Annotated in this window: 11 protein-coding genes and 1 pseudogene; 10 read left to right on the top strand and 2 right to left on the bottom strand. The window is 68.3% G+C overall.

Annotated elements, in window-relative coordinates; all coding sequences use genetic code 11:
* Positions 1-11 precede the first annotated feature (11 nt).
* Positions 12-1,424: an MFS transporter gene (locus tag ACWGH4_RS18915; RefSeq protein ID WP_453462009.1), complete on the bottom strand. Its 1,413-nt coding sequence runs from the start codon at positions 1,422-1,424 to the stop codon at positions 12-14.
* Positions 1,425-2,001: 577 nt separating this feature from the next.
* Between ACWGH4_RS18915 and ACWGH4_RS18920 the strand changes: the two genes are divergently transcribed.
* The 3 genes from ACWGH4_RS18920 to ACWGH4_RS18930 all read left to right on the top strand — a co-directional run bounded on the left by ACWGH4_RS18920 (position 2,002) and on the right by ACWGH4_RS18930 (position 4,413).
* Positions 2,002-2,271: a hypothetical protein gene (locus ACWGH4_RS18920; protein WP_453462012.1), complete on the top strand. Its 270-nt coding sequence runs from the start codon at positions 2,002-2,004 to the stop codon at positions 2,269-2,271.
* Positions 2,272-2,477: 206 nt separating this feature from the next.
* Positions 2,478-3,566 carry a transposase gene (locus ACWGH4_RS18925; protein ID WP_453462015.1) on the top strand — a complete coding sequence of 363 codons (1,089 nt, stop codon included), beginning with the start codon at positions 2,478-2,480 and terminating at the stop codon, positions 3,564-3,566.
* Between the two features lie 256 nt (positions 3,567-3,822).
* Positions 3,823-4,413 (top strand): dihydrofolate reductase family protein, encoded by a 591-nt coding sequence (locus tag ACWGH4_RS18930; protein WP_453462018.1) that lies wholly within the window; start codon positions 3,823-3,825, stop codon positions 4,411-4,413.
* 337 nt (positions 4,414-4,750) lie between these two features.
* On the opposite strand, the pseudogene ACWGH4_RS18935 reads toward ACWGH4_RS18930, so the two are convergent.
* Positions 4,751-5,563 (bottom strand): annotated as a pseudogene (locus ACWGH4_RS18935) (IS110 family transposase); the annotation flags it as partial.
* Between the two features lie 397 nt (positions 5,564-5,960).
* Between ACWGH4_RS18935 and ACWGH4_RS18940 the strand changes: the two are divergent.
* The 7 genes from ACWGH4_RS18940 (at position 5,961) to ACWGH4_RS18970 (ending at position 13,446) form a co-directional block, all read left to right on the top strand.
* Positions 5,961-7,037 (top strand): transposase, encoded by a 1,077-nt coding sequence (locus tag ACWGH4_RS18940; RefSeq protein ID WP_453462038.1) that lies wholly within the window; start codon positions 5,961-5,963, stop codon positions 7,035-7,037.
* Between the two features lie 116 nt (positions 7,038-7,153).
* On the top strand, positions 7,154-7,948 hold the full coding sequence (locus ACWGH4_RS18945) for a hypothetical protein (RefSeq protein WP_453462021.1): 795 nt from the start codon (positions 7,154-7,156) through the stop codon (positions 7,946-7,948).
* Between the two features lie 866 nt (positions 7,949-8,814).
* Positions 8,815-9,675 (top strand): ABC transporter permease, encoded by an 861-nt coding sequence (locus tag ACWGH4_RS18950; protein WP_453462024.1) that lies wholly within the window; start codon positions 8,815-8,817, stop codon positions 9,673-9,675.
* A gap of 55 nt (positions 9,676-9,730) precedes the next feature.
* Positions 9,731-10,780 carry a taurine ABC transporter substrate-binding protein gene (locus ACWGH4_RS18955; protein WP_453462027.1) on the top strand — a complete coding sequence of 350 codons (1,050 nt, stop codon included), beginning with the start codon at positions 9,731-9,733 and terminating at the stop codon, positions 10,778-10,780.
* On the top strand, positions 10,767-11,585 hold the full coding sequence (locus ACWGH4_RS18960) for an ABC transporter ATP-binding protein (protein WP_453462030.1): 819 nt from the start codon (positions 10,767-10,769) through the stop codon (positions 11,583-11,585). The genes ACWGH4_RS18955 and ACWGH4_RS18960 overlap by 14 nt, the downstream gene beginning before the upstream one ends.
* A 39-nt stretch (positions 11,586-11,624) precedes the next feature.
* Entirely contained in the window at positions 11,625-12,509 is an 885-nt protein-coding gene (locus tag ACWGH4_RS18965; RefSeq protein ID WP_453462033.1) for a TauD/TfdA dioxygenase family protein, read from the top strand.
* Between the two features lie 340 nt (positions 12,510-12,849).
* On the top strand, positions 12,850-13,446 hold the full coding sequence (locus ACWGH4_RS18970) for a hypothetical protein (RefSeq protein WP_453462036.1): 597 nt from the start codon (positions 12,850-12,852) through the stop codon (positions 13,444-13,446).
* Positions 13,447-13,468: the final 22 nt, after the last annotated feature.

Consider the following 13,468-nt stretch of genomic DNA (forward strand, 5'->3'; position numbering starts at 1 on the left):
CGCCGGAAGGGTCAAGGGAGCGAGGAGGCCACGGTGGCAGAGACCTCGTCCCGGTCTGCGGCCGGGGTCGCGTCGTCGTCCAAGGAGATGTGCTGCGTCTCCTTGCCGAGCACGACCGCGACCAGAGTGAGCAGTGCCATCGCGGAAAGATAGACGCCGACGATCCACGGCGAGCCGTCACCAGCCTCCCACAGCGCCACCGCGATGAACGGGGCGACGGCCGCGCCAAGGATCGAGCTGACGTTGTACGCGATGCCTGAGCCGGTGTAGCGCACGCTCGTCGGGAAGAGTTCGGGCAGCAGCGCGCCCATCGGGCCGAAGGTCATTCCCATGAGCGTGAAGCCGAGCACCAGCCACAGCACCACGCCGAGCGTGCCCAGGCCGAGTAGCGGCACCCACACCAGTCCGAAAATCACAATCCCGGTGGTGACCCAGAGCAGGGTGGTGCGGCGGCCGTATTTGTCGGCGAGCGGGCCGGAGATAAGGGTGAACACGGCGAAGAACAACACCCCGAAGATCATCATCAGGACGAATGTGGTGTAGCTGTACCCCAGACCGGGCACGGCTGCGTCCTTCGCGGTGCGTCCGTAGCTCAGTGAGAACGTGGTCATCAGATAGAAGAGCACGTACGTCGCCAGCATGGCGAAGGAGCCGAGGACCAGTTGTTTCCAGTGGTCGCGGAAGACCGTGGCCAGCGGGAGTTTCTGTACCTTGCCGGCCTCGCGGGTCTTGGCGAAGACCGCCGACTCGACGAGCCGCAGTCGCACCCACAAGCCGACCGCGACCATGACGGCGGAGAACAGGAACGGCACGCGCCAGCCCCAGCTCAGGAACGCTTCGGAGGGCTGTGAGGGGTCGGCGGCCGCCGACGGCAGCAGCGCGCCGATGATCAGGAAGAGGCCGTTGCCGATGATGAAGCCCAGGGGGGCGCCCAGCTGGGGGAAGGTGCCGTACAGGGCGCGCTTGCCGCTGGGGGCGTTCTCGGTGGCGACCAGCGCGGCGCCGCTCCATTCGCCGCCGAGCGCGAAGCCCTGCGCGAGCCGCATCAGCACCAGCAGCGCGGTGGCGATCCAGCCGGCCTGTGCGTAAGTGGGCAGTACACCGATGAGGAACGTGGAGATGCCCATGGTGAGCAGTGAGATCACCAGCGTGCTCTTGCGGCCGAGGCGATCGCCGAGGTGTCCGAAGACGACGGCACCGATCGGTCGGGCCACCATTGCGGCGCCGAATACGGCGAAGGACGAAAGGAGCGCCGTGGTGGGGTCGCTGTTCGGGAAGAAGAGCCTGGGGAAAACCAGTACGGCGGCGGTCGCGTAGATGTAGAAGTCGTAGAACTCGACCGTCGTGCCGATGAGGCTGGCGACGAGGACGCGGGACCGGCTGTTGACGGGTGTCTGGGCCGGGCCGGTGGCAGGTGTGGGCATTTCTCGGTCTTTCGCGCGAGGGTGGTGAACGGTCGCCGGCGGTGTGCGCAGGCGGCCCGGGCGGCGGCGCGCGTCCCCCCTCGCGGAAGGGCCGCCCGACCGTACGGGCAGCGCAACGATCTCAGTCATCTCATCAACCGGTAGATCCATATCGAAATGTGAGACGCCGGGCACCTCCAGTGAACGCGTTCGCGCAGCCGATCAGCGGACCACCGCGTCGTCGGCTGTCAATGGACTGCCATCGGGGCGGCTGTAGCGGCGGGCCCAGGTTCCGTGGAAGCGACCTGCGCCTGGTCCCACTGCTCTTGGCGAGCGGAGACGACCGGCCTAAAGCACCCTCCCTCGCGACTTCGGCGCCATTGCTGAAAGCTCCGGGGCCGTCCCGGCCTTCCCCTGACCTGTCTCACGCCGGCTGACACGCCGCACGCCCCGCCACGAACCTTCCCAGGACACGGTTCCGGGGCGGTGGGTCGCAGCGTCACGGCAGGCGCACGAGACGCTCGAGCAGCTCGGAGTCGTAGCGGACGATGAAGGTGTCCACCTCGTCCAGCAGCCGCTAGAGGTGAGCCCGCATCAGGTGGTGCGCACCATAGCCATCCCCGTTCTTGTCACCGGCAGTTACGGCGTGAGCCCGCTGCCGCCGCAGCTCGACATTGCGGTCGGACACGAGGACCTGCGCGCCGAACTGGAAACGGCGGGCCGCGCACCCGCTGTTGTGCGTGTAAGGGACAGGATCGCGGCTGTCGTCGCTCGTGCCGGCCTCGTCGACGTCCTTGCTCCTTCCGAAGCCCTCAGCCACAAGGAGCGCGGCTCGGAGCCCTCGCGCACAGACGGCGGCGAGGCGTAGGAACGCGCAGGGGGCCGGCTGGAGAGATCCCAACGCCCTTACGCAGGGACGGCGTGATGGGGCCCGTGTACAGACGTCTTGCGCGTAGGAAGCCGGTACGGTTATGCCGCTGACGCGGTCTGGAGGCTTTCCACGATCGGGGACGGCAGGATGGCGCGTGCTGCCGCGCTGTCGGCAGAGGCGAGGTAGGTGAGGAGCCTTGTCGGTTGCTCCGGCCTGCCGAGGGGGACTGGTTCGACGCGGCGCCATCCTCGGGCGGACGCCGCCTTGATGGCGGCGACTACACCGATCCCGGCAAACCCCGCATCGCCTGGAACGATCAGCAGGCACGGGCGGATCTCGTGGATGCCCTGGTCGGCGACGCGCTGCGGCTACTGGGTCACCTGCCCGACCAGCAGCTCGGCGAGAAGGCCGCGAACGCGATCGGCCTGCTGGCCCCGGTTGCCGGACAGGATGTGGAGCCCGCCGACGACTCCGACGGCCGTGACGGCCGCTGGCGCATCACCCGCGGAACCGCCCCGGACCGCATCGTCTCCACCGTCGACCCCGATGCCCGTCACGTCCACAAGACCCGCAGCCACTACCAGGACGGTTACAAGGCCCACCTCGCCGTCGAGCCCGAGACCGGCCTGTTCACCGCCGTCTCCCTCACCCCCGGCAGCGGGAGCCAGTACCACGAGGCAACCGTCGCCCTCGATCTCCTCGCCGACGAGGAGGAACCGGTGGACGCATTCGGCGACACCGCCTACTCCACCGGCCCCACCCGCCGGGCACTGCAGGAAGCCGGACACCGGCTGTTCTTCAAGCCCGCCCCGCTGAAGACCGCCGTCGCGGGCGGGTTCAGCCTCGACGACTTCGCCATCGACACCATGGGCGGCACGGTGACCTGCCCGGCCGACCACACCGTCCCCCTGTCCGCACCATCAGGACAGAAGACGCAGCGCAAGGCGCTCTTCACCGACCAGTGCACCGGCTGCCCCTTACGCGAGCGATGCACCACCGCCAAGGCCGGGCGGATCCTCACCATCCGTCCACACCACGACCGGCTCGCCGCCGCCCGCCGACAGGCCGCAACCGATCCGAACTGGCAGGCCGCCTACCGCCGCTGGAGACCACCCGTCGAACGCGCCGTCGCCTGGCTCGTCGCCCACGGCAACCGACGACTACGACACATCGGCACTATCAAGAACAACGCCTGGCTCCACACCCGCGCCGCAGCCCTCAACCTGCGAACCCTGATCAACCTCGGACTCGACCACAAAGGCGACACCTGGCACGTCCGGGCCACCGCCTGACGGCGGCAGCCCGGATCACATCAAGATCTTCATCAGTCTTCTAGGGGCCCCTCTGACCACTCTGTTCCACACACCCCCGCACAGCACGGCATGCCGCGATCCGAGATCCCCCAGCACACTGGGCCACCTTCGCCTCAGCCTCAATACCGTCGGTCCACGCGATGTTCTCCGGCCGATGAGAAACGTCTTCTCCGGCAGTCTGTGGTTCATGCAGGTCCGGAGGCCGTCCGGGCTATGAACACGAAGGAGACAGGACATGGGAAAGGTCATCGCGATCGAACATGTGACGCTCGACGGCGTGATGCAGGCACCCGGGCACCCGGACGAAGACCGCCGGGACGGCTTCCAGCACGGCGGTTGGGCCGCCCAGCGGCACGACGCGGCCATGCAGGAGCGGATGGGCATGCACATGTCGGACGCATGGGCCCTGCTGGCAGGCCGGAGGACGTACGAGCGCTTCGCGGACTACTGGCCCCGGCAGGAGCCGAACCCGTTCACCGAAGCACTCAACCGCGTGCCCAAGTACGTGGTGTCCACCACGTTGACGGAACCGCTCACCTGGCAAAACTCCGTTCTCCTCAAGGGCGATGCCGTCACTGCCGTGGCGAGGCTGAAGGAACAGACCCCAGAGAATCTGGTGGTGTTCGGCAGCGGAGAGCTGGTCCGGTCACTGCTGCCGAACCACCTCGTCGACGAACTGCTTCTCATGATCCACCCGCTGACTCTGGGCACAGGACGCCGCCTGTTCACAGACGCGAGCTCGGGCCCGGCCGTCTTCGAGCCGACCCACTGCACGACCACCAGGACCGGAGTGCTGATGGCGAGCTACCGGCCCTCCAAGAGCTGACCAGAGACCTTCCGCTGGGGCCTGCTGGGGGAGTGCACGTCACGGTCACGGTGACGTGAGCGGCGTGCGGCAGCCCGGCGATCGGCAGATCCGCGTACAGCGTGGTGAGGTCGGTCCGGGAACGAGGTGCAAGTCGGTATCCCTGGCCCGAGAGTTTCGTTGCGGCCAGGAGGCGCCGGGCGCTGCCAGTCTTTCCATGGGCATCACCGTGCCGAAGAGGGTTCGGAGTCATCCCGGCACCCACGAGACCGCCACGAAACTCACCACGGAAGTGGCTCCAGTCGTAAGGAAGACCTCACCGGCCAGAAGGACCCGAGGCATCCGCTCCGCACTGCATTAGAGGGTGGTCCTCCAGGAGTTCCTCGATCCGTCCGGCCAGCTTGCGCTGGTCAAGGACGGCCGTCAGGGATCCGGCCAGGCTCGGGACGATCAGCGCGGCCGCCTCGGTGCCCGGAACGGTGACGGTCTGCTCGTCCAGCGCGGCGAAGATCTCCTCGACCAGCCGCTCGGCCATCCTCGGTGCCTTCCGCCACAGCAGCGTGACCAGCCGTCGACGGCCGGCCTTGCGCATCTGGGCCGGTGAGCCGAACCGTTCCAGCAGCGTGAGGACGGCCGGGTGCTGCAACCACGCCCCCAGCACCCGTTCCAGCGACGGGTGGATCTGGGTCAGCAGGCCGTGCAGCCGGTTCGCGACCCGGGTGGCCTCGCCGGCCAGGTCGTCGTCGAACCCGACGATCATCTCCAGCTCGGCGATCGTCTCGTCTTCGCCGTCGATGGCCCGCAGCGTGTGCGGCATCGCGCGGGCCGCGTCGGCGATGATGAACGCGTCCTTTGCGTCGGTCTTTGCCTCGCCCGGTTAGAGGTCGACGATCCGCCGCATTGTCAGCCCCGGCAGGTAGGCGACCGGGCAGCCCATGTCCCGCGCGACTGCCAGCGGCAGGGCGCCGATCGAGGTCGGCTGATCGACCACGACCAGCACCGTTCCGTGCTTGGCCTGGAGTTTCGCGAAGAGCTCGCGGAGCTTGGGCTCGGTGTTGGGCAGGTGCTTGTCGAAGGCTTTCTTGCCGGCCGGGGTGACGCCGGTGGCGTGGTGTTCGCCCTTGCCGACGTCCAGGCCGAGGAAGACGTCGATGTCGCCGGTGTCGATCACGTGCAGGCCCCTCCATCACGCTTTCATCCGGCCTTGCCTGGGCACCGAGCTGCCACATCCACGTTACGGAGAGCCGGACCCGAAGGCGGGCGGCCCCGTTGCGGTGCCACGAAAAAGGTAACTGTGATAGTCGACCTGCGGCCCGGGTTGGGTTGCCGCCAGGCTGGCGTTGGCGTTCCGGCATGACCCGAAACGGTAACTGGCGGCTCGTCAGGTCCTGCCGTGCCCCCGAGATGTCTGCCGGACGTCGGCGTCGGCCTGGCCCACCCCGTTGGCTTGATCAGCAGCTTGTCCGCCATCTCGACGTGACTCATCACAGTTCTGCCACGCGGTGACTCCACCCAGGCCGACGCCGACCACGGTCGTCCAGCCCTTGAAGGAGAACAACCGCGTGACCATGCTCGCAGAACAGGTCGACGGCGTCATCGGCGTCGACACGCACAGGGACACCCTTGCCGCAGCGGCCGTCAGCCCCATCGGTGCCGTCCTTGCCAGCACCGACTCACCCGCCAACGCCCTGGGATATCAGCAGCTGCTGGACTTCGCCCGCCAACACATTCCGGGCCGGCGCTGCTGGGCGCTGGAGGGTACCGGCTCCTATGGCGCCGGGCTTGCCGCCTTCCTGACGCGGCTGGTGAAAGCGTCGTCGAGGTGTGCCGACCCAAGCGTCCCGCGGTCCGAGGCGGGCGCAAGACCAACATGCTTGATGCTGTCCGCGCGGCCAGGGAGGCCCTGGCAACCGAACATCTCATCCACCCACGACGGCGCGGTGAGCGCGAGGCACTTCGTGTCCTACTTGCCACCCGTCCTTGCCTGCACTGCAGCGATAAACCTGCTCAAGGCCCTGATCACCTCGGCGCCCGACGAGCTCCGCGTCGAACTCCGAGGCATGAAGAGCAAGGACCATGTTGCCCACTGCACGAAGCTGCGGGACCGGCCGAGCCAGGACATCGAGCACCGCATGACCGTTCGCGCCCTGCGAAGCGCCGCTCAGCGGACCGAAGCCCTGCGCTCTGAGGCGAAGGAGCTCGAAGCGGAGCTTCTCGCACTCGTCCGTACGATCGCCCCCGAACTGCTGGCGTTGCAAGGCGTCGGGCCGATCAGTGCTGCCCAGATCCTGATCAGCTGGTCGCACACCGGCCGCTTTCGGTCCGAGGCAGCGTTTGCGGCCTTCGCGGGGGTCGCTCCGATTCCCGCCTCGTCAGGGTTGACCAACCGGCACAGGACCAACCGCAGTGGAGACCGGCAGCTCAACCGGGCACTTCACACGATCACCCTGATCCGGATCCGCCTCTACCCGACCACCCGGGCCTACGTCGCCCGGCGGATCAGCGAGGGAAGACCGCGAGAGACGCACAACGCTGCCTCAAGCGTGCAATCTGTCGGCAGCTCTTCAAGCTCCTCGAACGAGGAGATCAGCCCGCGCGGCAGAGCACCACTGAAGATCTCCCTCAAGCAGCTTGACTTGATATAGCAGCCTCGGGGGGCAACACGCGCAGCAGGGGCAGATCCCCGCGACCGGATTCGAGCAGCTGCATGAGACCGAGAGAGGGTAGGGGAGCGCAGGTAGATGGAAGGGAGGCCGCGTACGTGGCGGAGAGACGAACCGATCAGACAAATCCCGATCAGCAGCGACTGATTGATGTGGGTGTGGGGTACTGGCGGCGGATGGTGCCGGCAGATGCGCCGCTGGGTGTGGAGATCCTTCCGGACGACGATGCTGTGGTGGTGTCGCACGCGGTGCGTGGCCGTGGCCGTATCTGCGTGGCGTCGGACGAATCGGTGCTGTTCGCGGGTTCGTCCGCGCCGCCGCATGAGGCGATCGAGGTGTTCCGTTCGGGGCGGCGGACGCCGCCCGAGCAGTTCCGTCCGCGTGGCGGTCGGGCATCGGCCGCTGCGGTGGAGGATCCCTTCGCGTTGGAGTCTCTTCCCCGGCTTGAGGAAAGGCTGTTCACTCTGGCCGAGTCCAGGGGCTTCCGGCGGGATCTGCTGCCGCCCCGTAGCGGGGACCAGCTCATCCACTTCGGGGACTTCGAGGCGTGGCACGACATGGTCCGCACTGAGGACGGCTACGTGGTGCGCAAGACGGACCGAGGTATGACACGGCTGCTCGGCACGGCGACGCACGTGGAGGATGCCGCGCGGCTCTTCGTCGCCGCCTGCGGCCTCCCGTTGCACACGGACGGGCTGTCGGCAGCGGAACTGCGGACACGGATCCCTCCGGGTGTGGACGTGGCCAAGTTGGACGGCGGCGTGTTCGTCGTCGAGTGGACGGATGGCGAACGGCACCGTGTCACCGTCGAGGCAGACTACTGGGCGTATCCCTTCGCGGCAGCGATCGGCCGATCCCCCGAAGCGATGCTGAGCACCAGCGCCACCCGCTGACTGGCTGTTCTCTATCAGCTCGGGTGGGCGGTGGGGTTCGAACAGGGGCCTGGTCCGAGTCTGCGGGAGCGGATGCATGGAAGAAGGGCCTCTTGGTAGCTCGCGGATGTCGAGTCCAGTAAGAAGCAAGAGGCCCTGTTGTCGAAGTGTCGCGTGGTCACGGGTGCCGGGCCCAGTCCGTCCACTGCTGAGTGTGAATGTCTCGCCCACAGGTTCGGGTACGCAGCCGACCGGCCAGGGCGCCGGCCCCGGTACGGCTCGGACATGAGCGACGCCGAGTAGACCGTGGTGCGGGACCTGCTGCCGGTTCCGGAATGAATGGCCGGACGGGGCGGACGGCCGGAGGGCTACTGCCACCGGCAGAGGATCGACGCGATCCGCTACCTCGTCGACAACGGCATCAAGTGGCGGTCGATGCCCCTCGGACTTCCCGCCCTGACCATGTGTGTACGCCTTCTTCGCCCTCATCGAGGACGAGCAGGTCGCCGCGCTGGTGGGCGAACTGCTCGCATGAACAGTTCTCGCCGCAGGACCGTTGTCTCAGCGCTTGTCCCAGAACGTGGGACGGCTCTTTGTGGGCCGTGGGGGACTGCTGTAGAAATGGGCCCCATGAATCACGAGCCCTTGGTGCGACGCCTGGTCATCGACCTGTGCCGACGCCCGGCTTCGTGTTGTCGCTGAACACGCGTCCCTGACGCTTACCGTCGGCCGGTGGTTCCACCCGCGCCGGTGACGTCCCGCACCCGCTCCTCGTGACGGGACAGTTCTCTTCGCCCTGACCCGCTCCCGCCCAGGGCTGTCCGCTCACGCCGGCCCGGCACGGCACCTCGACTGCCGCGCCCCGGCGCCCCCATGGAGGCCGTCCCATGTCCTCGGCAACCCGTTCGCACGCACCCGACGCCGGCATCGGCAAAAAGCCGCAGCCACGTCACCCCCGTGCCCCGGCCCGGCTGCGCCGTGCCGCACTGCCGCTCGGCTCGCTCCTGCTGTTCCTCGCCCTGTGGCAACTGCTCGCCGCGAGCGGGACGTGGAGCCAGACGCTGGTCCCGCCGCCCGTCAAGGTCTGGGACGCGTTCGTGAACGTGTCCACCACGCACGACGGTGTACGCGGCTACAACGGCACCTACCTCGTGGAACACCTCGGCATCAGCCTGCGCCGCATCGCGTTCGGGGCTGGCATCGGCATCGGCGCCGGAGTGGTGTTCGGGCTGCTCATGGGGACCGTCGGCTGGGTGCGCTCGTTGTTCGAGCCCTGGATCACGTTCCTGCGGACGCTGCCGCCGCTGGCGTACTTCTCGCTCCTCATCATCTGGCTGGGCATCAACGAGGAACCGAAGATCACCCTGCTGGCGGTAGCAGCCTTCCCGCCCGTAGCCGTCTCCACCACCACGGCCGTGGCCGCCGTACCGCGCAGCCTGGTCGAGGCGGCCCGCGCCCTCGGTGCCTCGCGCTGGGACGTGGTCAGGGACGTCCTCGTCCCGTCCGCCCTGCCGGAGACGCTCACCGGCGTCCGGCTGGCCGTCGGCGTGGCCTACTCCTCGCTCGTGGCCGCCGAGTTGGTCAACGGGCTGCCCGGCATCGGCGGCATGGTCAAGGACGCCGCCAACTACAACAACACCCCGGTCGTGCTCGTCGGCATCATCGCCATCGGCGTCTCCGGTCTGGTCATCGACGGCCTGTTGCTGCGACTGGAACGCACCGTCGTTCCCTGGCGCGGCCGCGTGTGACCGCACGTCCCTCCCTGCCCCCCTCACCCGTCAACCGCACAGAAACGGCCTCCTGATGTCCCATGTCCCTGAAGGCCCCTCCCGGCGGCTGCTGCTCGCCGGTGCCCTCGCCGCCGCCTCCGCCGCCGTCACCGGCTGCTCGTCGAACGACGAGGGATCGTCCGGCGGCGCCAAGAGGCTGCGCATCGGCTACTTCGCCTTCCCCAGCGGCGACCTGATCGTCAAGAACAGGAAGCTGCTGGACAAGGCCCTGCCCGGCTACGAGATCAAGTGGATCAAGTTCGACTCCGGCGCCAGCGTCAACCAGGCCTTCCTCGGCAAGGCCCTCGACATAGCCGCCCTCGGATCGAGCCCCTTCGCCCGGGGCGTGTCCGGCGCCTCCCCGATCCCGTACAAGGTCGCCTGGATCCTCGATGTCGCCGGCGACAACGAGGCGCTCGTCGCCCGCAAGGACACCGGCGTCACCGACGTCGCCGGCCTCAAGGGCCGGACCATCGCCACACCCTTCGCCTCCACCTCGCACTACAGTCTGCTCGCGGCGCTGGAGACAGCCGGGCTGAAGACCTCGGACGTTAAGCTCGTCGACCTCCAGCCGCAGGCGATCCTCGCCGCCTGGCAGCGGGGCGACATCGACGCGACCTACATCTGGCTGCCGACCCTGGACGAACTTCGCAAGACCGGGAGGCAGATCACCAGCAGCAAACAGATCGGCGCCGCGGGAAATCCGACCCTGGACCTGGCCGTTGTCTCGGACGACCTGATCGCCAGGGACCCGAAAGCCATCGACGCCTGGCGGAAGAGCGAGGCCGAAGCGCTGCGGCTGCTCAAGTCCGACCCCGAAGGCTCAGTCGATGCCGTCTCCGCCGAACTCGGCATCAGCAAGGCCGACGCCAGAGCCCAACTCGCGCAGGGCGTCTTCCTCACCCCCGAGCAGGTGACCTCCGCCGACTGGCTCGGCGCCGACGGCAGCCCCGGCAAGCTGCTCTCCTACGTCACCGACACCGCGAAGTTCCTTGCCGGCCAGAAGCAGATCGACGCCACGCCGTCGGCGGACGCCGTCCGCAGGGCCTTCTACCTCAAGGGGCTGCCAGATGTCCTCAAGTGAGACGACGACGCCCACCGAGAGCAGGGGGACGAAAGTCGACGGCACCGTCCGACTCGACGACGTTGTCCACCGGTACGGCCGGGGCGGCCAGGACGTCACCGCCGTGGGGCCCGTCGACCTGTCCGTCACCGCTGGCGAGTTCCTCGTCCTGGTGGGCCCCTCGGGGTGTGGCAAGAGCACGCTTCTCCGCCTGATCGCCGGGTTCGAGCGGCCGACCTGCGGCACCGTGCGGGTGTCCGGCGACGAACCGAGGCCCGGTGCGGTGGCGGGCGTGGTGTTCCAGACGCCGCGACTGTTCCCGTGGCGGACCGTCGGAGGCAACGTCGATCTCGCCCTGCGGTACGCGGGCGTCGACCGTGCCCACCGGCCCGAACGGCGGGCGCGGCTGCTGGCCCGGGTCGGCCTGGAAGGCACGGAGAACCGGCGTACCTGGGAGATCTCCGGCGGTCAGCAGCAACGCGTCGCCCTCGCCCGAGCACTGGCCGCCGAGAACCCCCTCCTCCTGCTCGACGAGCCGTTCGCGGCGCTGGACGCGCTGACCCGGGAACGGCTCCAGGAGGACGTCCGCCGGGTGACGGCCCAGACCGGGCGGACCACGGTGTTCGTGACGCACTCGGCCGACGAGGCGGTGTTCCTCGGCTCCCGCATCGTCGTGCTGACCAAGGGGCCGGGAACCGTCGCCCTGGACCTGCCCGTCGACCTGCCGCGCGGCGACGTCGACGCCGAGGAACTGCGCGAGTCACGCGAGTTCGCCGACCTGCGGACGCGGATCTCCCACGCTGTGAAGACCGCCGCGGCGGGCTGACAGCCGTAGCACGCAAGACATCGAAGAAGGGACACACACGTGAGCATCCTCAACGTTCGGCCGGAGACACAGCAGTTGCCGATCACCCCGCTCGGCCCGAGCTTCGGCGCCGAAATCCGCGGCATCGCCGTCGGCAGCCTCGACGACGACCAGGTCCTCGCGCTCCGCGAAGCCCTCGTGCGGTACAAGGTGCTGTTCGTCCGCAGCCAGGAGAGCCTCGACGACGCGGCGCAGATCGAGTTCGGCAGGCGTCTGGGCGAGGTCACCGTCGGGCACCCGGTCCACGACTCCGGCGACGTGGCACCCGAGGTGTACAGCCTGGACAGTCAGGACAACGGGTTCGCCGACGTGTGGCACACGGACGTGACGTTCGTACGCCGGCCGCCCGCGATCTCCGTGCTGCGGGCCGTGGTGCTGCCTCCCACCGGCGGTGACACCAACTGGGCCGACAGCCAGCTCGCCTACGAGTCGCTGTCGCCGGGCCTGCGGGCGTACGTCGACACGCTGACTGCCGTGCACGACGGCAGCCGCGAATTCGGCTACTACCTGGCCCAGCGCCGGCAAGGCCGCGGGAACCTGTGGGAGGGCGAGAGGTTCACCGAACTGACGCCGGTCGAGCACCCGGTGGTACGGGTGCACCCCGAGAGCGGACGCAAGGGCCTGTTCGTAAACCCCGGCTTCACCTCCCACATCACCGGCGTCTCCGAGCACGAGAGCCGAGGCATCCTCGACATCCTCTACGCCCACCTCACCAAGCCCGAACACATCGTGCGACACCGCTGGCAGCCGGGTGACGTCGCCTTGTGGGACAACCGCAGCACGGCCCACTACGCCAACCGCGACTACGGCAACCAGCACCGCGTCATGCACCGCATCACCCTGCGCGGGGACACACCCGTAGGTCCCAGCACCGCTGCCCGCTGACCGTGCCCGCGGCCCGGGCGGGCGTCCCAGCGCGCGCCCGGGCCACGCAGTTACCTTGCGACACCCATCGCGCGGCATTTGGCACCGGCCAGACCGGTACATCGGCTTGTCACCTCTACAGACCTCGTCAACTGGGCGGGCGAGCGGATCACAGTGTTGACCGAGTACGCCGCCACGCTCGCTTGGATGGCTGGCATCCTGAGGCAATGCGGATACGGGGCGTGCTGGAAACCGCTCAGGGCTCAACCCTGGCCGGGGACCGGGACGCCAAGGTATCCGGCTCGCCGACCGTCCTGCACCCCAGACGACCTGGCGCGGGCGTTCCTTCGGACTGTAGACGATGCGCAACGTCACCACCTTGTTGCTGTCCTACCTGGTGGTCGCCCCCGCGCTGGTCGTGCTCCGGCTGCAGCTCGTCTCCCTCAAGCTCCACCGCATGCGATCAGGCTGGGGAACGGGCCAGTCCACACTCGAGAGCAACCTCGCCGGGCCCTGGCAGGCCGTGAGCGGCACATGGGCGGACACAGCGGCAGGCAAGCGCGGAGCGCACCCGGGTGATGCGTTTTACCTGAGCGACACAACGGCTGCGGACTTCACCTACGAAGGCGACCTGAGGGTCGTGAACGGTGCGGCGGCGCTGACGTTCCGTGCCAACGCCGACGCCACACAGCACTACAGCGCCAACATCGACACCAACGGCCTGCTCAAGCTGTGGCGGCCGGGCCACGACATCGCGACCTACCCCACCACCGTCACACCCGGACGCACCTACCACCTCAAGGTGGTGGCCTCCGGTTCGAACATCAAGGTCTACCTCAACAACAACACCACACCGGCCATCAACGCCACGGACTCCACGTACCCCTCCGGCCGCCTCGGCATTAACACCTTCAACGGCGCCAGCGAATTCCAGGACGTCAACGTCTTCATCGAGTGACGAGCCGCGAGGCGACCAGGAG

The sequence above is a fragment of the Streptomyces sp. NPDC054847 genome (assembly GCF_053610925.1).